This window comes from Palleronia sp. THAF1, assembly GCF_009363795.1.
GTDB lineage: Bacteria > Pseudomonadota > Alphaproteobacteria > Rhodobacterales > Rhodobacteraceae > Palleronia.
The window spans coordinates 1,455,813-1,481,171 of sequence record NZ_CP045420.1 but is presented as its reverse complement, the minus strand read 5'-3'; the positions used below and the strand labels follow the sequence as shown (position 1 = coordinate 1,481,171).

The following is a 25,359-nucleotide window of genomic DNA, read 5'->3' as shown; positions in this document are numbered from 1 at the left end:
CCATGTTCGATGTTGAATCCGTCCGTAAGGACTTCCCCATTCTGTCGCGTGAAGTGAACGGCAAGCCGCTGGTTTACCTTGATTCCGGTGCGTCCGCGCAGAAGCCGCAGGTCGTTCTGGACCGCATGATGCAGGCTTACGCCGAAGACTATTCCAACGTGCACCGCGGCCTGCACACGCTGTCGTCGCTGTCCACCGAAGCCTACGAGGCCGTGCGCGGCCGAATCGCGTCCTTCCTTGGTGCGCCGTCGGAAGACCACATCGTGATGAACACCGGCACGACAGAGGGGATCAATCTGGTCGCCTACGGCTGGGCCATGCTGCACATGGAAGCGGGCGACGAGATCATCCTGTCGGTAATGGAGCACCACGCCAATATCGTGCCCTGGCACTTCCTGCGCGAACGGCAAGGGGTCAAATTGGTCTGGGTCGAGCCCGACGCCGACGGATCGCTGCCCGCCGAAAAGGTGCTGGAGGCGGTGACCGACCGCACCAAGCTGATCGCGATCACCCATATGTCCAACGTCTTGGGCACCGTGGTGGATGTGAAGGCGATCTGTGCGGGCGCGAAGGAAAAAGGCGTGCCGGTGCTGGTCGATGGCAGCCAAGGTGCGGTGCACATGCCGGTGAACGTGGCTGACATCGGCTGCGATTTCTACGCGATCACTGGGCATAAGCTGTATGGGCCGTCGGGCTCCGGCGCGATTTACATCCGCCCCGAGCGCATGGCCGAGATGCGCCCCTTCATGGGCGGCGGCGACATGATCCGCGAAGTCCACCGCGATGAAATCACTTGGAACGACCCGCCAATGAAGTTCGAAGCCGGGACGCCGGGCATCGTCGCCCAGATCGGTCTTGGTGCGGCGCTGGACTATATGGACAGCCTCGGGATGGAGAACATCGCCGCGCATGAAGCTGCGATCCGCGACTATGCACATGAACGGCTTTCCGGTTTGAACTGGCTGGCGGTGCAGGGCCAAGCCCCGGACAAAGGCGCGATCTTCTCGTTCACGCTGGAAGGCGCGGCGCACGCCCATGATATCTCGACCATCCTGGACAAGCGTGGCGTGGCCGTGCGGGCAGGGCACCATTGTGCCGGCCCTCTGATGGATCACCTTGGCGTCACCGCGACCTGCCGTGCTTCTTTCGCCGTCTACAACACGAAGGCAGAGGTCGACGTGCTCGTGGACGCGCTGGAGTTGTGCCACGAGCTATTCGCCTAGCCTTTACGGCGCGGGAAATTGTTCGGCGTAGTGCCGGGCAATCGCGCCGGGTGTCGTGATCCATACATCGTCACCTGCCGCTTCGATGATCCCGCGCAGCGCACGCCCCAGATGATGAAACCGGTGCGGCTGTCCCATCAGGTAGGGATGCAGGGCGATGCCCATGACACAGCCCCACGGATCGGCGCGGTGCACCTCGAACGCGTTCAGGATCATTTCTGCGAATTGCGCACCCTCGTGCCCGCGCCCGACGATCTGGGGAATGTCGTTCAATTCCTGCGGGTAGGGGACCGACAGGATCGGCCCCTCATCGGTGCGCATCCAGACAGGTTGGTCGTCATGGCACCAATCCATGGTGTAGCGATAGCCCGCTCGCGCCAGCAACTCGGGCGTATGGAAGCTTTCGCTGATCCAAGGTGCAAGCCATCCCGCCGGAGCCGTGCCTTCATACCGGGCGATAGTGTCGCGTGTGGCCTCGATCACCTGCCGCTCTGCGTCGCGGTCCAGCTCGCCCGGCGTGACCGAGTTCGTTACACCGTGCCCTACTATCTCATCCCCGCGCGCCCGTATGGCGTCCATGATCGCAGGTGCCTCGTCGTAGAGGCAGACGTTCGGCAGCCACGCGGCGGGCATGCGCAACTCGTCTAGCAGGCGCATGATCCGCCAAATGCCCACCCGGTTGCCGTAGTCGCGCCAGGAATAATTTTGCACGTCCGGCGCGGGTTTCGCGCCGTCGAGCGTCGCGCCCGGTCCTTCGCCGAAAGAAAACCATTCCAGATTCACCGCGACATAGACGGCAAGTTTCTTGCCCCCCGGCCAGCGCAGGTCGGCGCGGTCTGGAATAGCGGAGAAGGTGTAACGGGTGTGGTGGGTCAAATCGCTCATGCCTGCCAACCCGTGCGGCCCCCTTAGGTTTCCGGTTGTCGCGCGCCGCGAGTGCGGCTAGATCAAGGGCAACGGATCCATAGCTCAGCTGGATAGAGTGTCGCCCTCCGAAGGCGAAGGTCGTAGGTTCGAATCCTACTGGGTCCGCCACCTGAGATAAAACCCGCTGATTTTGCGCTGTTTTTGGCGGAAGTTTTCCAGGGTTGGAACATTCTGTTCCGGTGATGATCTTCCGCAGTTTCGCCGACCGGCTGTAGCCCTGCGTCTCTGCGCTTCTGTTTGGTGAGCTAGAACCACAGTGCGCTGTCCCGTTGTTGCACCCCGTTCTTCGAAAGATGCTGCGCGGTACCCGGGCAGGCGGGCGTGCCATTTGCCACCCGGCAATGGCTTGCACACAATATCCGTCGTGCACGTCGCGCAAGACCTACTGGTCCCTACGACTGCTGCGTGAACTGTCTGCTCGACCCGCCATATCGCCACGGCATCGACAGGCAATCCGGGTGATGTCTCGTCCGAGTTCACGATCCCCCCTGATTGCGCGCCGGAAGAAGGCCGGCCGCAAACTCGCTATGGGGCGGTGGGGTATGCCGTTGGCGCGGTTCGCGCTCAGGGACCGCAAGACAGGTGCCGGTTTCGCCATCGTCCGCATTTTCCGCTCACCCGATTGGCGGAGTGGGCGGGGGCGTGCGTCGCTGCCTGGTGTCCTTCACCAGATTTTCGGAGTGCCGCGTCAAGATGGACCAGAGCCGCATGCCGGTCCTGTTCGCCGGGAAGCAGGATCGAACCCTGATTGTATGCGCCGGCATCCGGCGCAGGCACCCAGTTTTTGGTGTTCGTCCGGTGGGTTATAGGCCAAACCAATCGATGCCGCGACATTTGACGGGCAGTCGTGTGCTAACGAATCCGTTGTTCCGTTTCCGAATCAAACACCATCGCAGTCGTCGCATCGGCGTCGATGATGACCTCGGTGCCTTCATTCTGTACCTTGTTGCCTTTCGTCTCGACAACGATCCGCTCACCGGTTGGCGTGCGCAGGTATTCGTAGGCGACCCCGCCCAAACGCTCAGAGATTTCGACCTTCACCGGCGACGGGGCGGCCCGGATCGACATCGCTTGCGGGCGCAAGCCTACAGTTACCTCCGCGCCGTTCGCGGGCAGGGTTACATCCGGCGAGATCCTAAGATCTGCCAGCGCCGGTATCCGGATTTGGCCGTCCTCTATCACCCCGCGCATGAAGTTCATCGACGGCGATCCGATGAAGCCGGCGACGAATTTGCTGACCGGGTCTTCGTATAATTCCATGGGGGTGCCGACCTGTTCGATGCGGCCGTCGCGCAGGACGACGATTTTGTCGGCCAATGTCATCGCCTCGACCTGATCGTGAGTGACGTAGACCATTGTCGTGCCAAGCTCTGTGTGAAGTCGCGCGATTTCGACCCTCATGTCCACGCGAAGCTCGGCATCGAGATTGGAAAGAGGTTCGTCGAAGAGAAAGACTTCGGGACCGCGCACAATGGCGCGGCCAATGGCGACACGCTGGCGTTGGCCGCCCGACAGGGCCTTCGGCTTGCGGTCCAGCAGCGCTTCCAGTTGCAGGATGCGCGCGGCCTCGGCCACCTTTTGCTCGATCTCGGCCTTCGGGTGGCGATTCATCCGCAGGCCGAATCCCATATTCTCGGCCACTGTCATATGCGGATAAAGCGCGTAGGTCTGGAACACCATCGCGACGCCACGATCCGCGGGGTCCGATCTGGTCACATCGCGCCCGCCGATCCGGATCGTACCTTCGGTCGTTTCCTCCAGACCCGCGATCATGCGCAGAAGCGTGGATTTCCCACAGCCGGACGGACCCACGAAGACGCAGAACTCGCCGTCCTCGATTTCCAGATCGATGCCGTGAATGACCTGAAGCTCGCCGTAGCGTTTGATTGCATTTTGAAGTGTGACACCAGACACGTGCGTGCTCCTTGCTAGGCCGGGAATTGCCAGGACGTCGCCTCGGCCCCGATTTGTTCGGCGGTGGTCTGCAGGACGGACCGGAAAGCTTGCAATCCGTTAAGGTCGTGACGAGCGGTCGTCGTCGCGATAGAGATCGCGCCGATGACCCGTCCGTTGGTCGACAGAACGGGTGCCGCGATAGAAACGATGCCCTGCTCGTGTTCCTCGCGATCAAAAGCCAGACCATCGCGGCGAACCGTCTCCAGCTCTCGCAAAAGGCTGTCCGGCGAGCGGTGTGTGGTCGGTGTGTAGGGCAGGTAAGCTTGCTGCCGGAGCGCAAGCTCCAATCGGCGCGGAGCCATGAACGCCAACATCGCCTTTCCCACGCCGGTGCAGTACGCGGGGGCGACCTGACCGATCTGCGCCAACGTGTCGAAGCGGTCGGTCGCGATCAGCTTGTCCACGAAGATCACCTGCCCATTGTCGATCTGGGCCAGATGCACGGCTTCGCCGACGGTGTCGGATAATTGGCGTAGAAAGGGGCGGGCTATCGGTGCCAGCGAGGCCGTCCGCCACGAGGCATGGGCCAGCCGCAGCAGGCGGACGCCCATGGAGTAGGTGCCATCTTTCGCATCGTAAGAGAGCATTTTCTGGTTCGTGAGCGTTTGCAGAAACCGGTAAAGCGTCGCCTTGGGGAAAGGCACCGCCTCCAGCAATTCAGTGAAACGCACGGGACGCTCGAATGCCGCGACCGCGTCGAGCACTTCTAAGGCTTTGCCTACGGTGCCGTCGCTTGCCATCGGCTTTGTCATCTGCGTCTCCTCCCTGTGTCGCCTTGTGCAGAACGACGGAAACTGTTGACCGCTTACCCGCTATGCGGCTAGTTTTCAATAGTCGGAAACGAGTTCCAAATAATGAGACTCGATCCGGGAGGAGCTATAGGGAGGAAACCATGCTTCGTCACACCAAACTCTCCGCCTCTGTCGCGGCGCTTTCGCTGTTCGCGACAGGGGCTCTGGCGCAGGACTCTGATCTGTCCGGCACGCTGCGCATCATCTCGGACATGTCGAACCCCGCGCCCCGCGCGGTGATGGAAGGCATGGCCGCCGAATTCGACGAGATGCATCCCGACCTGACCGTCGAGTTGGAAGTCGTCGATCGCGAAGCTTGGAAAAGCCAGATCCGCAATGCTCTATCCGCCAATCCGCCCGACGTGGTGAACTGGTACGCCTCCAATCGCATGGGCCCCTACGTGGATGCGGGCTTGTTTATGGATATCACCGACTGGTGGGATGCGGGCGACTACGAAGGGCTGGAGTCCGTCAAAGGCGCCCTGACGCTCAATGACGCACAGTGGGGCGTGCCCTATACCTACTACCAGTGGGGCGTGTACTACCGCGAGGACATCTACAACGAGCTGGGGCTGTCCGAGCCGGAGACCTTCGAGCAGGAAGTTGAAAACTGCCAGGCGATCCTGGATTCCGGCAAGAAGTGCTATGCCATCGGAACCAAGTTCCTGTGGACTGCCGGCGGCTGGTTCGACTACCTCAACATGCGCACCAACGGCTTCGAGCACCACATGCAACTGGCGCGTGGTGAGCTGAGCTGGACCGAGGACGAGGGCGTCGCAAAGACGTTCGAGAATTGGCAGACGCTGATCGAGATGGGTGCGTTCATCGACGACCATCAGTCCTACAGCTGGCAGGAAGCCTTGACCGAAATGATCAACGGCGATGCTGCCGCCTACCTGATCGGCAACTTCGCCGTGCCGCACCTGCGCGAGGCTGGTCTGACCGATGAGCAGATCGACTTCTACCAGTTCCCGGCGATGACCGACGCGCCCCTGGGCGAGGACGCGCCGACGGATACGTTCCACGTCGCCGCCGGTGCGCAGAACGTTGATGCCGCGCGAGCGTTCCTGGCCTATGTGACCTCGGCCGATGTGCAGACCCGCATCAACGGGCCCGACGCATTGGGACAGTTGCCGGTGAACGCCAACTCCGAAGTTGCCGATGACGAGTTCCTGCAGCAGGGCTTCACCATGCTATCGGAAAACGCGCAGGGCGGTATCGCGCAGTTCTTCGACCGCGACTTCCCGGCGGAAATGGCATCTGTCGGCATGGAAGGCCTGCAGGAATTCATGGTCTTCCCCGAGAATCTGCCCGACATCCTGCCGCGCTTGGAAGATGCGCGTCAGCGAATCTACGAGTAGGTCGATCGGGGCGACGCGCAGGCGTCGCCCCTGATCCTTTGTGGAGGAAGCAGGCATGACACAGGCCACTGTGCCGGATACCCACGCCGACGCTGGACCGGGCTGGGTCAAGCGCAACCGTATGACCATTACGCCGCTGCTGTTCCTCGCTCCCGGCATCCTGTTTTTCGGGATCTACGTGGTCATCCCGATCTTCCAGTCCTTCCAGATCTCGACCTACGAATGGTCCGGCCTGGGTGATCTGTCCGAGCAAGGCGAATTCGTCGGCCTACGCAACTACACCGAATTGCTGGGCGATCGTGCGTTCGAGACCTCGCTTTGGAACAACCTGCGCTGGCTGGTGCTGTATTTGCTGGCGATCCCGGCGGGTCTGGCGATCGCGCTGTTCCTGAACCAGACGATCAGGGGCATCCGCCTTTACAAATCGCTGTTCTTTTTTCCATTCGTGATCAGCCAGGTCGTCGTGGGTCTGGTGTTCTCGTGGTTCTACCTGCCGCGCGAGGGCGCGTTGAATGCCGTATTGGGCTTCTTCGGTATGGGCAGCGTGAACATCCTGGGCGATCCCGATCTGGCGACCTACGGCATCATCGCCGCCGGGCTATGGCCGCAGACGGCCTATTGCATGATCCTGTATCTGACGGGCCTGAACGCGGTGGACCCCGAACAGATCGAGGCCGCGCGGCTGGACGGTGCGAAGGGCCACCGAATGCTGTGGCACATCATACTGCCGCAATTGAAGCCCGCGACCTTCATTGCTTTCGTTGTGACAATCATCGGCGCGCTGCGCTCTTTCGATTTGATCTCGATCATGACGAACGGCGGGCCGTTCGGATCCACGCGCGTGCTGTCTTTCTACATGTTCGAGCGCGCTCTGGGCGAATACGGCTTTCGCATGGGGTATGGGTCCGCCATCGCGGTGGTGCTGTTCCTGATCATGCTGGTCTTCATCGGCTATTTCTTGTGGTCCATGTGGCGCGACGAGCAGGCGGCACGCCGATGAGAGGGCAGATCTGATGTTCCCCACCCCCATCGAACGTCGCTCTCGCGCGGTGCAGGTCGGCTATCAGGCGCTGGTGCCTTTCGCGCTGATTGTCTGGCTGTTGCCGCTGCTGGCGGTGGCCTTGTTCTCTGTCCGGCCAGGCAGCGACTTCGCGCAAGGCAACTACTGGGGCGTGCCGTCGTCTTTCGAGTTCTTTGCCAACTACGGGCGGGTCTTTTTCGATAGCGACATGCCGCGCTACCTGCTGAACTCGGTCTTCATAACGGTGCCGACGGTGATCGGCGCGGTGGCGCTTTCGTGTATGACGGGCTTCGCCCTGGGCATCTACCGCTTCCGGGGCAACCTTTTGATATTCTTCATGTTCATCGCCGGAAACTTCGTACCGTTCCAGATCCTGATGGTGCCCGTGCGTGACCTGACCATCGATCTGAACCTCTACGACACCAAGCTGGGCCTGATCCTGTTCCACGTCGCGTTCCAGACCGGTTTCTGCACGCTGTTCATGCGCAATTTCATCCGCGCGCTGCCCTATGAGCTGATCGAGGCCGCGCGGGTCGAGGGCGTCGCCGAGTGGCGTATCTTCTGGTTCATCGTCTTGCCCCTGATGAAGCCCGCCATCGCGGCGCTTTCGGTGTTGGTCTTCACCTTCATCTGGAATGACTACTTCTGGGCCATCGTGCTGACACAGGGGCCGGACTCGCAGCCTGTGACCGCGGGCATCACGTCGTTTAACAGCCAGTTCGTCGCGCAGTATCACCTGATGAGCGCGGGCAGTATCGTCGCCGCGTTGCCGCCGGTGGCGATGTTCTTCGCAATGCAGCGTCACTTCATTGCCGGTCTGACCTTGGGCGCGGTGAAGTGATGCGGACTTGGAGACTGGATTGCGCGCGTCAGACCTTGGTTCTGACAAGTGATGGGGATCGGTTGCCGGAGGTGGTGTATTGGGGTCGTCCGCTTCCTGCCGGTGAGGACTTGCAAACAGTTGCGCGGGCCTACGCCATCGACGTGACCGGCGGGATGCTGGACCGCAACCCGGCGCTGTCGATCTGCCCCGAGGCTTCTGACAGCTTTCCCGGTCAGCCGGGGTTGGTCGTTCGGGATGGGCAGGGGGTTGTGCTGATGCCGCGCCTGCGCTTCGTGGATGCGGAGGAGGGAAGTGCATTGGTGCTGCACTTCGCCGATGCCGATCTGGGCCTGCGCTACATGGCGCGCCTCGCTGTCGATCCTGACACTCATATGATCACGTCCAGCGCCCGCCTGGAAACCGACGACCCCGTCCGCCTTGACTGGCTGGCCGCCCCCGTCTTTCCCGCGCCGCACCTGTCGGATGAGATGATCGACGTGGCAGGGCGCTGGTGCGGAGAGTTCCAATTGAATCGCACGCCCTGGTCCGCAGGAATCCGCTTTCGAGAGAACCGGACCGGGCGCACGGGACATGAGCATTTCCCCGGCCTTATCGTGCCGGGCAGGGAGGCAACGAACACCCAAGGACAGGCGGTTGCGTTCCACTACGGCTGGTCCGGTGGACACCGTATGGTGGCAGAAGAGTTGCCGGACGGACGCCGTCAGGTGCAGTTCGGCCATGCGGGCACGACCGATGCCGCAACGGGCACGGTATTCGAGACGGCGACGCTTTATGCGACCTACTCGGCCTCTGGCCTGAACGGTTGCGCCACCGCGTTCCAGCGCCATCTGCGAGACCGGACCGTTTCATTCCCTGATGCGGCACGTCTCCGGCCGGTTCACTATAACTGCTGGGAAGCCGTCTATTTCGACCACGACCTGCCTACCCTGAAAGACATCGCGACCCGTGCCGCTGCGCTGGGTGCCGAGCGGTTCGTACTGGACGACGGTTGGTTCAAGGGCCGGACCGATGACCGGCGTGCGCTGGCCGATTGGGTGGTGGACGAGACGAAGTATCCAGACGGGCTGGGGCCGCTCATCGATCACGTTCACGCGGAAGCCATGAGCTTCGGACTGTGGTTCGAGCCCGAGATGGTGAACACCGAGTCCGACGTCTATCGCGCCCATCCCGACTGGGCTCTGGGCGCGGCGGATCAGATTCCCGGACGCCAACAGCTTGCATTGGACATGTCGCGACCGGACGTGCGCGATTACCTGTTCAGCCGGATCGATGCGATTTTGCGCGATTACGCCATCGATTACATCAAGTGGGATCACAATCGTGTCCTGCCCGCACCAGACGCAGCGCAGACGCGCGGTACCTACGCGCTGCTCGACCGATTGAGGGCCGCTCATCCCGGCGTCGAGATCGAAAGCTGCGCCTCTGGCGGGGGGCGTATCGACTTCGGTATTCTGCAGCGTACGCACCGCGTCTGGCTGTCGGACAGCAACGACGCGCTCGAGCGTCTGAACATGCAGCACAACGCCGCGCTGTTCCTGCCCGCCTGCGTCACCGGAAGTCACGTTGGCCCCCGCCGTTGCCATACCTCTGGCCGCACGCACGACATCACCTTTCGCGCGTGGGTCGCCGCCCAAAGGCACATGGGGTTCGAGATGGACCCACGCGAGCTGACCGAACATGAAGCGTCGGTTTTGCGCGACGTCACCGCGTGGTGGAAGACGAACCGTGCCTGGATGATGCAGGCCGACATCCTGCGCCTTGATAGTGCGGACCCGGCGTGCATTGCCGAGCAGCAACTGGCGCGCGACGGGGCGCGATTTGTGGTCTTTGCGGGCAAGGCCGCCGCGTCCGAGCAGATCGCACCGCGGCCACTGCGACTTACGGAGCTTGTGCCTGACGCCTACTACCAAATCGACTTAGTGAACCGCGCCGATGCGCCCGATCTGTCGCGCGGGTCGCCCGCTCTGAAAGAAGGTGTGCTGACGGTAAGTGGCACCTACCTGATGCAGCACGGGGTGACCCTTCCATGGACCTTCCCCGACCGCATCTGGGTGATCGAGGGACAGCGCATCTAGCCGCAACCTTCTCCTGATGAAAAGTACGACCGATGACCCAAGCCACCTATCCCGACCTACAGGACGCATCCGTTTTCGTCACCGGCGGCGGGTCCGGTATCGGCGCCGCGATCACCGACGGTTTTCTAGCCCAGGGCGCACATGTCGCCTTCGTCCAGCGATCAGACGCCGGCGCATTCTGCGATGCCATGGATGCGAAACATGGCCGACGCCCGCTGTTCATCCCCTGCGACATCACCGATGTGGCGGCCTTGCAGGGCGCGCTCGACCAAGCGGCCGAGACGCACGGCCCAATCACGGTGCTGGTCAACAACGCCGCGAACGACCAGCGCCACACGACGGAAGAAGTCACGGAAGAGTTCTGGGACCGGTCGCAAGCCATCAACCTCAAGGCCTATTTCTTCGCGTGTCAGGCCATAACGGCGGGCATGGTGAAGGCCGGGGGCGGCGCGATCGTAAATTTCACTTCCGTCAGCTACATGATGGGCAACGCGGGCTTCCCGTCCTACACCAGCGCCAACGCAGGCATCACCGGACTGACGCGCAGCTTGGCGCGGGAATTCGGCCCGAGCGGCATCCGCGTCAACGCACTGGCCCCCGGATGGGTGCTGACCGACAAGCAGAAAGACATGTGGGCGACGCCGGATGCACTTACAGCACATCTGGAGCGGCAATGCCTGAAAGAGCACCTGGTGGAGGACGACATCGTGGGCACGGTATTGTTCATGGCCTCCTCGGCCAGCCGAATGATGACCGGGCAGGTCGTGGTTGTGGACGGCGGTGTGGTGACGACGGGATGATACCATGAGCGACACCGACTGGATTGCGGTTGACTGGGGGACCTCTGCGCTGCGGGTCTGGGTGATCGGCGCGGACGGGTCGGTACTGGACCGTCTGCGTTCGGATCGCGGCATGGCGACGCTTGCGCCCCCCGCGTTCGAAGGCGCTCTGCTGGATCTGATCGACGCGCATCTCCCCCAAGCCCGCGTCACGCCGGTGATCTGCTGCGGCATGGTGGGCGCGCGGCAGGGCTGGGTGGAGGCACCTTATATCGCGGTCCCCGCGGCCCCTCCGGTCTTCGCGCAAGCGGTGCGGCCAGAGGTGCGGGATCCGCGCATGGCGGTGCATGTCCTGCCGGGGATGCGCCAGGACAAGCCTGCCGATGTGATGCGCGGGGAAGAGACGCAGATCGCCGGGTTCCTGACCGCCCACGGCGACTTCGATGGCGTGTTGTGCCTGCCGGGCACCCACTCGAAATGGGCGCGGATCAGCGCCGGAGAGGTCGTCAGCTTCCGCACCGTGATGACCGGGGAGTTCTTCGCGTTGCTGTCGGGCCAATCGGTTTTGCGGCACGGGCTGGACGGTGCCGGCTGGGACGATGCGGCCTTCGCCGAAGCGGTGGACGACGCGATGACCGCGCCCGCGCAACTGACCGCGCGCCTGTTTTCATTGCGCGCCGAGGGCCTGTTGCACGGGTTGGACGCGGCGATCGCACGCGCGCGCCTGTCGGGCTGGCTGATCGGTCTGGAACTGGCCGGAACGCGGCCCTACTGGCTGGGGCAGAACGTGGCTCTGATCGGAGACGGTGCGCTGACCGACCGTTACGCGCAGGCGCTGCGGGTGGTCGGCGCGCTGCCTGCGGTGACGGACGCCACGCGGGTGACGCTCGCCGGCCTGACGGCGGCCCGGATGCAGATGAAGGGAACGACATGAGCCGCGAGATCATCGCAATCCTGCGGGGCGTTCAGCCCTCTGACGTCGTGGCGATCGGGCAGGCGCTGATCGACGCCGGGATCGACCGGATCGAGGTGCCGCTGAACTCGCCCGATCCCTTGGCCTCCATTGCCGCCTTGGCCGACGCGTTCGGTGATACGGCCCTGATCGGCGCGGGCACGGTTCTGACAGCGCAGTCGGTGGCCGATGTTCATGCGGCGGGCGGGCGGCTGATCGTGTCTCCCGACTGCAATCCTTCGGTGATCGAAGCCACGCGCGCCCATGACATGCAGTCCTTTCCGGGCGTTGCCACGCCCAGCGAGTGCTTCACCGCCCTGCGCCACGGCGCGCATGGGCTGAAGTTCTTTCCCGCCTTCCTGATCGGCCCGAAAGGCCTGTCGGCGATCCGTGCCGTCCTGCCTGAAGGCACGCGAACCTATGCCGTCGGCGGTGTCGGCCCCGACACCTTCGCCCAATGGATCGCAGCAGGCGCCACCGGCTTCGGGATCGGCACAGGCATCTACACACCCGGTCTGACCGCGGCAGAGGTGGCGGACCGCGCGCGCACGCTGGTGGAAGCGTATGATGCTAAGATGGAGGCGAACGGTAAATGAAACGTACCCTTGGCACCTGCTATTATCCCGAACACTGGCCACGCGCTATCTGGGAAGAGGACGCGCGCCGCATGGCCGATCTGGGCCTGACATGGGTGCGGATCGGTGAGTTCGCTTGGAAGCGCCTTGAGCCCGCACCCGGCGACTATCGGTTCGATTGGCTGGACGACGCGATCGCCGTGCTGGGAGCGGCGGGCCTCAAGGTCGTTCTCGGCACGCCTACGGCGACCCCGCCGCGTTGGATGCTGGAGCGACACCCCGACATGCTCGCCCTCGACGTCGAAGGTCGCCCCCGCAAGTTCGGATCGCGGCGTCATTACTGCTTTAGCCACGTCGGCTACCGCACGGAATGTGAGCAGATCGTGACCAGGCTGGCAGAACGGTACGGTCGCAATCCGCATGTTGCCGCGTGGCAGACCGACAACGAATACGGCTGCCACGACACCACCATCTCCTACAGCGATGCTGCGCGGGGGGCGTTCCGTAAGTGGCTGGAATCGCGTTACGGCGATATCGAAACGCTGAATGCAGCATGGGGTGCCGTGTTCTGGTCTATGGAATACGATAGTTTCGATCAGATCGATCTGCCAAACCTGACCGTGACTGAACCCGCGCCGGCTCACGCGTTGGACTTCCGGCGTTTCAGCTCGGATCAAGTCGTGTCGTTCAATCGCGAGCAGGCAGAGGTTTTGCGCGCCCATTCGGACGCACCGATCTCTCACAACTACATGGGCCGCATCACAGATTTCGACCATTTCGCGGTTGGGGCAGATCTCGATTTTGCAACTTGGGACAGTTACCCGTTGGGCTTTCTGGAGGATCGCGTGGGGGCCGACGAAACGCGCAAGCTGGCCTACGCGCGACAGGGTGACCCAGATTTTCAGGCGTTTCACCATGATCTTTACCGTGCTGTCGGGCGCGGGCGGTGGTGGGTGATGGAACAGCAGCCTGGCCCGGTGAACTGGGCACCGCATAATCCGGCCCCGCTGCCCGGTATGGTTCGTTTGTGGTCGTGGGAGGCTTTCGCGCATGGCGCAGAGGCCGTGTGTTATTTCCGCTGGCGTCAGGCGCCCATGGCGCAGGAGCAAATGCATGCAGGGCTGCTACGCCCCGATAGCACGGAAGAACCGGGATACGATGAAGCCGCGCAGATCGCACAGGAATTGGCGGATGCATCCGATATTGCGCCCGTCCAAGCGCCTGTTGCCTTGATCTTCGATTACGACGCCGATGCCGCTTGGAACGTCCAGCCGAACGGCGACGGGCTCAGCTATTTCGGGCTGGTGTTCGACACCTACCGCGCCTTGCGCGCCTTGGGCCTGTCGATCGACATTCTGCCGCCCGGAACAAGCGACTTTAGGGGCTACGGACTCATTTTTGCGCCGGGCGTGATGCATATGAGCGAACCGCTGAAGAAAGATCTTGCCGACAGTGAAGCTATCGTCGTTCTGGGGCCTCGCAGTGGCGCGCGCGACAGAAACATGGCAATTCCTGTTCCCTTGCCCCCGAACTTACCCGCGTTCGATATCCGAGTGTCGCATGTCGAAACTCTGCGCCAAGGGGCGGGAGTTGCACTTGACACAGGTGGTTTCGCGAACGGCTACCGCGAGATTGTCGACACGACCGAGACCGTCATCAGCAGTTTTGTCGATGGTCAACCAGCGGTCGTCCGGGCGGGCACTTCACTGTACGTGGCCGGTTGGCTGGATGACGAGGCCTTGCGCGATCTGGTGAGAGATCTTTGCGCAGAGGTGAGTGTCGAGACACAAGACTTGCCCGAAGGCGTGCGCCGCCGGGATACCGCAACGGAACGGTTCTGGTTCAACTACACCGACCGACCACAAACAATTGATAAGATCTCTTTACCGGCATGCGCAGTAAGGCGAGAAGCGAAGGCATGATGGTAGGAAGATCGGAACCGCAGAGCTTTGGACAACGACTTATAGTAATCCACGGCCCGTCGATGGCATACCCCTTTCAGCAATCATTCTGAACTCGCGATACGGATCTCCCGACTGATCTGTGCAACGAGCTAATCAGAGTGCGTCATTGTGCCCGATCCGCAGCGTTGAGGCGTGTCAAACCACGCTGTTTTTGAAAGGTTTGTTCCGTGCACCGACATAATGAAGCTGCCTGCCGTTTGGGAAACACGCCTTGTCAAAATCGTCTCGCGGGACACGTACCTACGGATCACAGCTGTCAGAGGTTTGCCATGTCCAAGTCACCCCCAGATTTGCGCCGCCCCGGCGTGTCCCGTCGCGGCTTCCTTCAAGGCAGTTCGGTCGTTGCGGGGTCCTTGGGCATGGCCGTCGGCGCGGCGCAAGCCCAAGCCGAGCAGCCCAGCGCCGAGGTGCGCACCATCGCGATTACCGTGAACGGCACCTCTCGGCAGGTCACGGTAGAGCCGCGCACGACACTGGTGGAAGCACTGCGCGATACGTTGGGGCTGACGGGCACCAAGATCGGCTGCAATCAGGGCCAGTGCGGTGCCTGCACCGTTTTGCTGAACGGTGCCCGCGTGAACTCATGCCTGAAGCTGGCCGTCATGGCCGACGGGGCAGAGGTCGTGACCGTCGAAGGTCTTGCCGATCCCACCGGCGACCTGCACCCGATGCAAACCGCTTTCGCCGAAAACGACGCCTTCCAGTGCGGCTACTGCACTCCGGGCCAGATCCTGTCGGCCATCGCCTGCATCGACGAAGGCCACGCCAACGACGCCGCAGAGATCCGTGAATACATGAGCGGCAACTTGTGCCGATGCGGTGCCTACCCGAACATTGTGACCGCCATCGAGCAGGTCCGCGACAGCCAGCAGGGATAAGACACATGAAAAGCTTTGCCTATTCCCGCCCCACCCGCATTGGCGACGCCGCAGAGGCCGCCAGCGCGGAGAACACGCTGATCCTGGCCGGTGGCACGACCATGGTCGATCTGATGAAGATCGGCGTGCAGACCCCCGATGCGCTGGTCGACATCGGCGGTTTATCCGCGCTGGAAGGCTTCGAGGTTGGCCCAGACCGGATGCGGTTCGGCGCGCTCGCCAAGATGTCTACTGTCGCCGACGACCAGGCCGTGATCGACGCCTTTCCTGCGCTGTCCGAGTCGCTCTGGAAGGCCGCCAGCCCGCAGTTGCGCAACGTCGCCACCCTGGGCGGCAACATCTTGCAACGCACTCGGTGCCCCTATTTCCGCGACACCGCCTATAGCCAGTGCAACAAGCGCACCCCCGGTTCGGGCTGCGCGGCCCTGGATGGCGGAGAGACGACCCTGCACGCGATCTTCGGTGGCTCGGACGCCTGCGTCGCAATGTATCCCGGCGACTTTGCGCAAACGCTCGTGGCGTTCGACGCCGAAGTGACGGTCGAAGGGCCGGGGGGCACCCGCACCATTCCCTTCAACCAGCTTCACGTTCTTCCGGGAACCGATCCGCAGACAGAGACGGTGCTGGAGCCAGGAGAGATCGTGACCGAGATCAGCCTGCCCGTCATTCCTGCGATGGCGAACAGCGTCTACCTCAAGGCCCGCGAGCGGGAGAGCTACGCTTTCGCCTCTGCCTCTGCCGCTGTGGGCGTCGAGATGGACGGCGACACGGTGCGTGACGTGCGCATCGGTCTTGGGGGCGTCGCGGCCGTTCCGTGGCGCGCGACGGCTGCCGAAGACAGTCTGAAGGGCCAGCCGTTGACCGAAGAGACGGCGCGGGAAGCGGGGCGCATCGCGTTTCAGGATGCCGAGCCGCTGGAAGGTTCTGCCTACAAGATCGCATTGGGGGCGGATGTCGTCGCCGGTGCTTTGCTCCAAGTGAAATCCCGCATGGGAGGCGAATGATGGCCCAGACGATCAACACCGAAGTCACCCGCACGGACGCCCGCCGCAAGGTGACAGGCACGGCCACTTACGCCGCCGATGTGATCCCAGCCGGCATGTTGCACGGTGCGCTGACCTGTTCGGCCATCGCCGTGGGCACCGTCACCTCCATCGACACCAGCGCGGCAGAAGCCGAGCCGGGCGTGGTCGCGGTCTACACGCATGAGACCCTGCCGGACTATAAGACCGTCAAGGGCTTCTACTCGGGCGGTCCCGGATCAGCGAGCTTCTGGCCGATGGAGGGGACAGAGATCAAATACGCCGGTCAGCCCGTCGCCTATGTTGTCGCCGAAACCGCTGCCGCCGCGCGCCGCGGGGCCGATCTGGTGCAGGTGACCTATGAAGAGGGCGAGTCCAGCATTCACATGGATGCCTCGGACAACTTCGTCGTGGGCGCGGGCGAAGATAGCGACGGCATGGTGCTGACCAAGGGCGACCTGCAGGCGGGCCACGATGCGGCTGCGCAGTCGGTGGACATGACCTTCACCACGCCGTTTCAGCACCACAACCCGATGGAGATGTTCTCGGCCACCGCCGAATGGCGCGGCGACCGGCTGACCGTCTGGATGCCGTCGCAGTCGGTGCGCACGTTGCGGGCGGGCATCGCTGGTGCCTACGATTTGCCGGAAACCAGTGTCCGCGTGATCTCTCCCTTCGTGGGCGGGGCGTTCGGCTCAAAGGCTGGCATCACGCCCTACACCATGCTGACGATCGCGGCGGCAAAGGGCGTCGGTGCGCCGGTCCGCCTGATCGTGACGCGTCCGCAGATGTATACCGTTGCCACCTTCCGTCCCGAGACGCGGCAAGAGTTCCGGTTGTCCGCCGCTGCCGATGGCAAGCTGACGGCCTATGAGCATGTCGAAATCGCGCAAACCTCGCAATTCGATGCGGTTGTGAACCCCGGCACGCATATCGCGCGGGCCATGTATGCCTGCCCGAATATCCACACCGAACAGCGCCTGTCGCGATCTGATACCAACACCGGCGGCTTCATGCGCGCGCCGAACGAGTACCAGACCTTCTGGGGACTGGAATCGGCAATGGATGAGTTGGCGTGGAAGCTGGACATGGACCCGGTGGAATTGCGCCGCGTCAACGATACGATGACCCACCCGACGGCGGGCGTGCCGTTCTCGTCGCGCTCTTTGATGGAAAGCTATGATGCGGTGTCCCAAAGCTTCGGCTGGGCGGATCGTGGGCGAGAGATCGGCTCGATGACCGACGGCGACTGGCTGGTGGGCTACGGCTGCGCCACGGCGACCTATCCGACAAACATCCTTGCTTCTAACGCGCAGGTGCGGATGCAGGCCACGGGCAACGCTTATGTTGCGTTGGCCGCGCACGATGTCGGCACCGGCACCTACACGATCATGGCGCAGGTCGCCGCCGCGCGCCTTGGCTTGCCGGTCGAGGCCGTGGACGTGGTGATGGGCGAAGCGTCTTTCCCGGTAGCACCGATTTCCGGCGGCTCGACCACCGCAGCCTCTGCGGGTTCGGCGGTGCATGATGGGTGCATGAAAATCGGCCAGCAGGTCGCGGCGCGCGTCTCTGCCATGTCGGACGGTCCGCTGTCGGGCGTCGATGCGTCGCGCGTTACCTTGGAAGACGGCGTGCTGCGCGGCCCCGATGGTCAAAGTCAAAGCCTGCAGGAAGCTTTGTCGATGCTGCCGGAGGGCGAGATCGAGGTGATCGGAGAGTTCCGCCACCCCGCGCTGACCGACGAGTTGATCGCGGCCACTTTCAATGGCGGCTACGGCACTGCCGGTCCGGTGACTCCGGAATTCGCCATGTTCGCCTTCGGCGCGGAAATGGCAGAGGTGCATATCCACAAGTACACCCACGAAATCCGCGTGCCACGTCTGCATGGCGCTTTCGCTGCGGGCACATGGCTGAACCGCAAGACCGCGCATTCGCAGCTTATGGGCGGCATGGTCTGGGGCATCGGGTCTGCGCTGCACGAGGTGACAGAAGTCGATACCCCGCGCGCACGATTCCTGAACGCCAACATCGCGGAGTACCTGATCCCGGTGAACGCCGATATCCGCGAGGTTCGGGTCGAAATGCTGGAAGAACAGGACGACTACGTGAACCCGCTAGGGGTGAAGGGCATCGGAGAGCTGAGCATCGTCGGCACCGCCGCCGCCATCGGCAACGCGGTCTATCACGCGACCGGCAAGCGGCTTACGTCGCTGCCGATCCGCATGTCGGACCTGATTTCAAGCTAGCAAACGCCAAGGCATCGGACGGTTTGCCGCGCCACGCATCAGCGTGTTTGTGGAAACCGTCCGTTGCGCTTCTAGAATGTGTGTGGAAGGGCAGGGCGTGTCTTGGCGTCAGCCTCAGGTAACCAGGGAGCAGGGTGCATGTATCAGCCCATGCGTAAGAACGGATCGCATCCAGCGTCGGCGGCGTATGTCTGAGATCAGGCTTCGCACGGTGCTTATCACCTTCGGTCTGCTGATGATTGCCGCGCCCAGCTTGGCGCAGGACTCAGAGCATTATTTCCTCGACCCCATGGGTCCAATCGCGCGAGCGCAACGGTCCGAGCTTATCTGGGCTGCGGCGATCATCTCGATTGCGGTGCTGCCTGTGATCGTCTGCACACCGTGGGTCTACTGGCGCTACCGGCGCAGCAATCCCAAGTCGACCTACACGCCCGATTGGGCGTTCAACACCAAGCTGGAACTGGTGCAATGGGGCGTGCCTTTGGTGATCGTCATCGCACTGTCGGTCTGGCTGGCGCAGGCGGTCTACTTGCTCGACCCCTACCGAACCATAGACGACGAGATGGCAGAGCGTCTGGACACCGGTCTGACTGGCCCCCCGGTCATGGTCGATGTCATCGGTCTGGATTGGAAATGGCTGTATCTTTACCCTGAACTCGGCGTCGCCAGTGTTGGCGATTTGGTCATCCCAGTGGGCCGCCCGGTTCAGATGCGGCTGACCTCCGACACCGTGATGCAAAGCTTCATGGCGCCGGGTCTTGCGGGGCAGATCTACGCGATGGCCGGGATGCGGACGCGCCTGAGCCTTCTGGCCGACCGTCCCGGCACCACGGTCGCCGAGAACACGCAATACAACGGCCCCGGCTTTGCCCGCCAAAGGGCAAGCGTGCGGGCGGTGGAAGACACCACTTTTGCCCAATGGGTCGATGACGCGACCAAAGCCGAGCCTTTGGATGTCGAGACCTACGCGCGCCTCGCTCAAAGCACCGATCTGGACGAGGTGCGTTCCATGTTCGGACGGACGCCCGGAGGCCCGGTCGTCTTTTCACTGGCCGAACCGCAGCTCTTCGACCGGGTCATGGCCCGCTACCTGAACGGCCAGCCTGTTCCACCCGAACAACAACCCGGAAGCCCCGTCTATGATCCCGATGCCGCGATCCTGCCCGAACCTTTGGCTATGGGCATGATGGGGGGCATGGAATGAACATCTTCGGACGTCTGCACTGGGATGACCTCAAGCTGTGGGAGGTCTTCCACGACTTCAGCATCGACAGCCTTGTCGCGTCCGGAGCAGCTTGGGGCGCGGTGTTCGCCTTCGTCGCACTGATCGGCTGGATCACCTATCTGGGCCGCTGGGGGTGGCTGTATCGCGAATGGCTGACCACCGTCGATCACAAGAAGATCGGCATCATGTACATGATCATGGGTTTCGTGATGTTCGCGCGCGGCATCGCGGAAGGCGTTGCCATGCGCAGCCATCAGGCGACCGCGTTGGATGGCGGTGTGCTGTCGGCCTATCACTACGCCGAGCTCTTCAGCACGCACGGCACGATCATGATCTTCTTCGTGGCGATGCCCTTCATCAACGGCTTCATCAATTATCTTGTGCCGCTGCAGATCGGATCGCGCGACATGGCGTTCCCGATGCTGAACCAGATCAGCCTTGCGCTGACCGCGACCGGCGCTGCGCTGTGCATGATCAGCCTTGTCGTCGGTGCGTTCGAAACGGGCGGCTGGACGGCATATCCGCCCTTCACATCCGCCGCTTTCGACCCCGGTCCGGGGCCGGATTATTGGGTGTGGGCCATAGCGATTTCGGGCTTCGGCTCAACCTTCTCTGGCATCAATTACTCTGTAACTATCTACAAGATGCGCGCGCCCGGCATGAAGTTCATGTTCATGCCCGTCTTCACATGGACAGCGCTGTGCACCGGCATCCTGATGACCTTCGCGCTGCCGCCGCTAACCGTTGCCGCGATCATGCAGGCGCTGGATCGCTACCTGGATTTTCACTTCTTCACGAATGATCTGGGCGGCAACATGATGAACTATGCAAACCTGTTCTGGATGTTCGGCCACCCGGAAGTCTACATTCTGATCCTGCCCGCCTACGGCATCTTCTCGGAACTTGTCTCCACCTTCGGGGCCAAGCGCATCTACGGCTACACCTCGCTGGTGATCGCGACGATGTCGATCGCCGTGCTCAGCTTCATGGTCTGGCTGCACCACTTCTTCACCATGGGGAACAGTGCGACGGTCAACGTGGCCTTCGGCATCGCCACGGGACTGATCGCGATCCCCACGGGCGTGAAGGTCTACGTGTGGATGACGACCCTGTGGCGCGGGCGCATCCGTTTCACCGTTCCTATCGTTTACATGGCCGGCTTCCTGATCCTGTTCACCATCGGCGGCTTCTCGGGGATCATCCTCGCCAATCCGTCGATCAACTGGCAGGTCCACAATACGCAGTTCGTCGTGGCTCACTTCCACAACGTGCTGCTGCCGGGGCTGCTGTTCGGCACGCTGGCAGGGGTTCACATCTGGTTCCCCAAGGCCTTCGGTTTCCGATTGGATGAGCGTGCGGGCAAGATCACCGCGATGCTGTGGATCGTGGGCTTCTGCCTGACGTTCCTTCCGCTCTACGTCGTGGGGCTGATGGGCTATCCGCGCCGGTCGGCCGCCTTCGATGATCCGGCTTTTGTTCCCTATATGATCGTCTGCGTGATCGGAGCGTTCATCCTGCTGACGGCTTTCGCAGGCCTGTTCGCAACGCTCTACATTTCGATCCGGAACCGGGATCGTCTGGCGGTGCCATTGGGCGATCCGTGGGACGGTCGCACGTTGGAATGGGCTACGCCGTCTCCGCCTCCGCCGTGGAACTTCCCGGTGATCCCGGAAGTCGTGTCTCGTGACGCTTTCGCCAAGGAAAAGTCAGAGGGCCGCCCCTACGTGCTGCCGCCCGAATACCGGGACATCCACCTGCCGCCGCCGACCGCCGCCGGTCTGGTCATCTTCCTGGCCACCACCGCCTTCGGCTTCGCGATGACGTGGTACATGTGGTGGCTGGCGATCCTGTCGGTCGTCGTGGTGATCGGCTGGCTCGTCATGCGTTCGTTCCGGGAGCATGAAGAGGTGGTGATCCCAGCGGTCGAGGTACGGCGCGTCAACAACGCATGGATCGAGGCGATCCAATTGGGCAAGGGCGTGAACCGCGATCACGAAACCAGTTCCGCCAACCGTGGCTATGCCGCGTCCGACTATCTGAAGGAAGGGGCATGAGCCAAGTGGAACAGAACGTCCATCCGGGCATGAACCTTGGCTATTCCGGGGACACCAAGCACGCCGAAGTGAATGTCTTCGGCTTCTGGCTGTTCTTGATGAGCGACCTTGTCACATTCGGCATCGTCTTCGCCGTCTTCGGCACGATGACCGGCGCCACCGCAGGCGGGCCGGGCCCAGAGGAGGTGACGAACCTTCACAGCATCGCGTTGCAAACGGCGCTTTTGCTGGGCTCGTCCTTCGGGTTCAGCTGGGCCAGCCTGTCGATGAAGTATCACGACGAACGCTGGCGCACGTTGGGATGGCTGGCCATTGCGGCGACTTCAGCGCTGGGGTTCCTGGTCATCGAATTCATCGACTTCCTGCACTGGATCGAGATCGGTGCCGTGCCGCAACGGTCCGGCTATCTCAGCGCTTTATGGGCGTTGGTGGGGCTGCACGGGTTGCACGTCACTGCCGGTTTGCTGTGGATGGGTACGATCACGGCGCAGATCCTGCGGTTCGGCCTGACCGATAAAGTCAAAAGCCGGGTCACGCGGATGGGCCTTTACTGGCATTTCCTCGATGTCGTGTGGGTCGGCATCTTCTCGATGGTCTTTCTGGCGGGGGTGGCATGAAGTTCAGCGACATCAAAGAGCGACTGCTGCTCGATTCCAAGAATGCTGAAGAGCGGTCAGAGCGGCGGTTCTATACCCTTGGTCTGGTGCTGTCTGTCGTGCTGACAGTTCTGTCGTTCGGATCGGTCATGTCCGATCTCTTCCCGCGCGGCACGACGATCTGGCTGCTGGTCGCGCTGGCTCTGGCGCAAATCGTCGTTCACCTGCGCATCTTTCTGCACATCGACCTCAGCCACCAGAAAAGAGAGGACCTGCAAGTCCTGCTGTTCACCATCCTGCTGCTGTCGATCATGGGTTTCGGAACGCTTTGGGTGCTCGCCGATTTGATGGACCGAATGATGTAGCCCCGTTGGCGCGCGCGATCCGATACGCTATTGGGCGCGCCATGGACCCGACCCCAAACTCCCGCCTGTCCGTTGCACCCATGATGGACTGGACCGACCGGCACTGCCGTGTGTTTCACCGGATGCTGTCGCAGCGCGCGTTGCTTTATACGGAAATGGTCACCGCGCCGGCGCTTGTACGGGGTGGGGCCACGCATCTTCTGGCGCACTCTGACATGGAGCATCCCGTTGCCTTGCAATTGGGTGGCTCGGACCCAACGGAGCTGGCGCAGGCCGCGCGAATGGGGGCGGATGCGGGTTATGCAGAGATCAACCTGAACTGTGGTTGCCCCTCTGACCGGGTGCAGTCTGGCACGTTCGGCGCGGTTCTGATGCGCGCCCCTGATCTGGTAGCCGAGTGTTGCGTCGCGATGATCGACGCGCAGCCGCGCGAGGTGACGGTCAAGTGCCGCATCGGTGTGGATGAGCAAGAGCCCGAGGCCGTGCTGCCCGACTTCCTGTCGAAGATCGCCGCCGCCGGTGTGCGCCGCGTTCAGATCCACGCGCGCAAGGCGTGGTTGCAGGGCTTATCGCCCAAGGAAAACCGTGACGTGCCGCCTTTAGACTACGACCTGGTGCACCGCATGAAGGCCGCATTCCCAAAGTTGCATCTGTCGATCAACGGCGGGGTCGAGACGCTGGATCAGGCGGCGGATCACTTGCGTGTCATGGATGGCGTGATGGTGGGCCGCGCAGCCTATCACCGGCCCGCCGATATCCTGATGGACGCCGATGCGCAGCTGTTCGGTGATGCGCCAACGGATCGGAGCCGCGCGGATATCGTACTGGAGATGTTGCCTTACATGGAAGCCCACATTGCTGCCGGGGGCCGCTTGCATCAAATCACGCGGCACATGCTGGGCCTGTTCCACGGCCAGCCCGGCGCGCGCGAGTGGCGGCGGTTGCTGTCCGAAGGTGCGAACAAGCCGGGGGCAGGGGCCGAGCTGATCCACGCGGCACTCGGCGCCGTTTCCGACCGCGCCGCCTGACTGGAGACACTGCGCGGCCCGGCTAGGTCACCCACAAAAGGAGACCGCCCATGTCCGCCCCCAAAGCCATCGCTTTCGACGTGATCGAAACCCTGTTTCCGCTGGACCCATTGCGCACCCGCTTGGCGCAAGTTGGGTTGGAGGAAGGCGATCTGGACGCCTTCTTCGCCGCGCTTCTGCGCGACGCTTTCGCGCTCGACACTTGCGGGATCTACGCGCCGTTCAAACAGGTCGCATCATCGGTTCTGGGCCAGATGGGCGTGGACGAAGACGGGCAGGCGCATCTGTTCGAAGGCTTTTCGCAGCTCGATGCGTTGCCCGACGTGCGCCCCGCATTTGAGCGTATGAACGACGCGGGCATTCCCGTGATCTGCCTGACCAATGGCAACCCCGATGTCACCGACACGCTGCTGCAGCGCAATGACCTGACCGACCTGGTGGCGCACACGATCAGCATCGACGCGGTGAAGGTCTGGAAACCTCAGGCGAAGGTTTACCACTACGCTGCCGAAACCGCTGGGGTCGCACCTGGCGATATGGCCCTGATCGCCTGCCACGCGTGGGACTGTCAGGGCGCGCTATCCGCAGGGTGCCGTGCCGCCTACGTCGATCGCGGCAAGCCCTACGGCAGCGCGATGCAGCCAGTCGAGGTGCAGTCCGACGATCTGGTGAAGGTGGTCGAGGCGTTGCTGGACTAGTCCTGCGACCACTCCGGCGCGCGCTTGCCCAGAAAGGCGTCGATGCCTTCACCCGTATCGGCGTCCAGCATGTTCTGCACCATGACTCGGCCCGTGTGATCATAGGCGTCGGCCAGCCCCATTTCGGCCTGCTCGTAGAACGCGCGCTTACCCACGCGCACCGCGCTGCCCAGCTTGCTGGCGATGGTTTCCGCCAGGGCCATCGTCTCGTTGGCCAACGACTCGGCAGGGGCGATCCGATTGATGAGGCCTAGGGCTTGTGCTTCTTCCGCCTCTATCAGGCGTCCGGTGGTCAGCATTTCGAACACTGCCTTGCGGGGCATGACGCGGGACAGGGCGACCATGGGGGTCGAGCAGAACAGGCCGATGTTCACGCCGTTCACGCCGAACTTCGTGCCCTCGGCTGCGACGGCCATGTCGCAAGACGCGACCAGCTGGCAGCCCGCCGCCGCGGCGACGCCTTGGACCTCGGCGATGACGGGCTGTGGCAGGCGGGGGATCGCCTGCATGACCGCGCCGCAGCGGGTGAACAGGTCGTGCCACGCGGCGGCCCCGCCATCGTCATCCGCACGGTGGGCCTGCATTTCTTTCAGGTCGTGCCCCGCGCAAAATGCCCGGCCAGCGCCCGAGAGGATCACTACGCGAGTCTCTTGGTCCGTTTCCAGATCGGCGAAAGCTGCGCTTAGCTCTGCCAGCATGGCATCAGACAGCGCGTTCAGCCGTTCTGGCGCGTCCATCACCAGCCGCAGGATCGCCCCGTGTCGCTCGCGTTTCAGCAT

22 protein-coding genes and 1 tRNA gene are annotated in these 25,359 nt (G+C 62.8%); 19 read left to right on the top strand and 4 right to left on the bottom strand.

All coding sequences use genetic code 11. The annotated features are described in order from the left end of the window. Window positions 1–2: 2 nt before the first annotated feature. Window positions 3–1,223, top strand: coding sequence for a cysteine desulfurase (locus tag FIU81_RS07425; RefSeq protein WP_124112934.1), 1,221 nt, complete (start codon window positions 3–5; stop codon window positions 1,221–1,223). A gap of 3 nt (window positions 1,224–1,226) precedes the next feature. Here the strand turns inward: FIU81_RS07425 and FIU81_RS07420 are convergent, their stop codons facing one another. After that, window positions 1,227–2,108 carry a polysaccharide deacetylase family protein gene (locus tag FIU81_RS07420; RefSeq protein WP_124112933.1) on the bottom strand — a complete coding sequence of 294 codons (882 nt, stop codon included), beginning with the start codon at window positions 2,106–2,108 and terminating at the stop codon, window positions 1,227–1,229. A 73-nt stretch (window positions 2,109–2,181) separates the two neighbouring features. On the opposite strand from FIU81_RS07420, the gene FIU81_RS07415 reads away from it, so the two are divergent. Then, window positions 2,182–2,258: transfer RNA gene (locus FIU81_RS07415), tRNA-Arg, on the top strand. Between the two features lie 744 nt (window positions 2,259–3,002). Here the strand turns inward: FIU81_RS07415 and FIU81_RS07410 are convergent. After that, a complete protein-coding gene (locus tag FIU81_RS07410; RefSeq protein WP_124112932.1) occupies window positions 3,003–4,064 on the bottom strand; it encodes an ABC transporter ATP-binding protein in 1,062 nt (353 codons plus the stop codon). Between the two features lie 14 nt (window positions 4,065–4,078). Further along, entirely contained in the window at window positions 4,079–4,858 is a 780-nt protein-coding gene (locus tag FIU81_RS07405) for an IclR family transcriptional regulator (protein WP_254696025.1), read from the bottom strand. A 140-nt stretch (window positions 4,859–4,998) separates the two neighbouring features. Between FIU81_RS07405 and FIU81_RS07400 the strand changes: the two genes are divergently transcribed. From FIU81_RS07400 to FIU81_RS07320, 17 genes are all read left to right on the top strand, one after another. Further along, on the top strand, window positions 4,999–6,258 hold the full coding sequence (locus FIU81_RS07400; protein WP_254696024.1) for an ABC transporter substrate-binding protein: 1,260 nt from the start codon (window positions 4,999–5,001) through the stop codon (window positions 6,256–6,258). Window positions 6,259–6,313: 55 nt separating this feature from the next. Beyond that, window positions 6,314–7,258 carry a carbohydrate ABC transporter permease gene (locus FIU81_RS07395; RefSeq protein WP_124112931.1) on the top strand — a complete coding sequence of 315 codons (945 nt, stop codon included), beginning with the start codon at window positions 6,314–6,316 and terminating at the stop codon, window positions 7,256–7,258. A 13-nt stretch (window positions 7,259–7,271) separates the two neighbouring features. Further along, window positions 7,272–8,120 (top strand): carbohydrate ABC transporter permease, encoded by an 849-nt coding sequence (locus tag FIU81_RS07390; protein WP_124112930.1) that lies wholly within the window; start codon window positions 7,272–7,274, stop codon window positions 8,118–8,120. Beyond that, window positions 8,120–10,198: an alpha-galactosidase gene (locus FIU81_RS07385; protein ID WP_172971424.1), complete on the top strand. Its 2,079-nt coding sequence runs from the start codon at window positions 8,120–8,122 to the stop codon at window positions 10,196–10,198. The genes FIU81_RS07390 and FIU81_RS07385 overlap by 1 nt, the downstream gene beginning before the upstream one ends. Before the next feature lie 32 nt (window positions 10,199–10,230). Further along, on the top strand, window positions 10,231–10,998 hold the full coding sequence (locus FIU81_RS07380; protein WP_124112928.1) for an SDR family NAD(P)-dependent oxidoreductase: 768 nt from the start codon (window positions 10,231–10,233) through the stop codon (window positions 10,996–10,998). Between the two features lie 4 nt (window positions 10,999–11,002). Then, entirely contained in the window at window positions 11,003–11,911 is a 909-nt protein-coding gene (locus FIU81_RS07375) for a 2-dehydro-3-deoxygalactonokinase (RefSeq protein ID WP_152460907.1), read from the top strand. Beyond that, window positions 11,908–12,525: a 2-dehydro-3-deoxy-6-phosphogalactonate aldolase gene (locus tag FIU81_RS07370; protein WP_152460906.1), complete on the top strand. Its 618-nt coding sequence runs from the start codon at window positions 11,908–11,910 to the stop codon at window positions 12,523–12,525. The genes FIU81_RS07375 and FIU81_RS07370 overlap by 4 nt, the downstream gene beginning before the upstream one ends. Continuing rightward, on the top strand, window positions 12,522–14,426 hold the full coding sequence (locus FIU81_RS07365; protein WP_124112552.1) for a beta-galactosidase: 1,905 nt from the start codon (window positions 12,522–12,524) through the stop codon (window positions 14,424–14,426). Before FIU81_RS07370 ends, FIU81_RS07365 begins: the two co-directional genes overlap by 4 nt. A gap of 311 nt (window positions 14,427–14,737) precedes the next feature. Further along, the gene (locus FIU81_RS07360; protein WP_124112551.1) at window positions 14,738–15,346 is read left to right on the top strand and encodes a (2Fe-2S)-binding protein; all 609 of its coding nucleotides are present in this window, start codon (window positions 14,738–14,740) and stop codon (window positions 15,344–15,346) included. Between the two features lie 5 nt (window positions 15,347–15,351). Next, a complete protein-coding gene (locus FIU81_RS07355; RefSeq protein WP_124112550.1) occupies window positions 15,352–16,350 on the top strand; it encodes an FAD binding domain-containing protein in 999 nt (332 codons plus the stop codon). Next, entirely contained in the window at window positions 16,350–18,614 is a 2,265-nt protein-coding gene (locus tag FIU81_RS07350) for a xanthine dehydrogenase family protein molybdopterin-binding subunit (protein WP_172971423.1), read from the top strand. Before FIU81_RS07355 ends, FIU81_RS07350 begins: the two co-directional genes overlap by 1 nt. A 211-nt stretch (window positions 18,615–18,825) precedes the next feature. Further along, a complete protein-coding gene (locus FIU81_RS07345; protein ID WP_216644284.1) occupies window positions 18,826–19,818 on the top strand; it encodes a cytochrome ubiquinol oxidase subunit II in 993 nt (330 codons plus the stop codon). Continuing rightward, on the top strand, window positions 19,815–21,893 hold the full coding sequence (locus FIU81_RS07340) for a cbb3-type cytochrome c oxidase subunit I (RefSeq protein ID WP_124112548.1): 2,079 nt from the start codon (window positions 19,815–19,817) through the stop codon (window positions 21,891–21,893). Before FIU81_RS07345 ends, FIU81_RS07340 begins: the two co-directional genes overlap by 4 nt. After that, window positions 21,890–22,510: a cytochrome c oxidase subunit 3 gene (locus FIU81_RS07335; RefSeq protein ID WP_124112547.1), complete on the top strand. Its 621-nt coding sequence runs from the start codon at window positions 21,890–21,892 to the stop codon at window positions 22,508–22,510. The genes FIU81_RS07340 and FIU81_RS07335 overlap by 4 nt, the downstream gene beginning before the upstream one ends. Beyond that, the gene (gene cyoD / locus FIU81_RS07330; protein ID WP_124112546.1) at window positions 22,507–22,854 is read left to right on the top strand and encodes a cytochrome o ubiquinol oxidase subunit IV; all 348 of its coding nucleotides are present in this window, start codon (window positions 22,507–22,509) and stop codon (window positions 22,852–22,854) included. The genes FIU81_RS07335 and cyoD overlap by 4 nt, the downstream gene beginning before the upstream one ends. A 41-nt stretch (window positions 22,855–22,895) precedes the next feature. Further along, a complete protein-coding gene (gene dusA, locus FIU81_RS07325; RefSeq protein ID WP_124112545.1) occupies window positions 22,896–23,882 on the top strand; it encodes a tRNA dihydrouridine(20/20a) synthase DusA in 987 nt (328 codons plus the stop codon). Between the two features lie 50 nt (window positions 23,883–23,932). Next, on the top strand, window positions 23,933–24,580 hold the full coding sequence (locus FIU81_RS07320; RefSeq protein WP_124112544.1) for an HAD-IA family hydrolase: 648 nt from the start codon (window positions 23,933–23,935) through the stop codon (window positions 24,578–24,580). Here FIU81_RS07320 and FIU81_RS07315 read toward each other — a convergent pair. Beyond that, on the bottom strand, window positions 24,577–25,359 hold the full coding sequence (locus FIU81_RS07315; RefSeq protein ID WP_254696023.1) for an enoyl-CoA hydratase: 783 nt from the start codon (window positions 25,357–25,359) through the stop codon (window positions 24,577–24,579). The genes FIU81_RS07320 and FIU81_RS07315 overlap by 4 nt on opposite strands.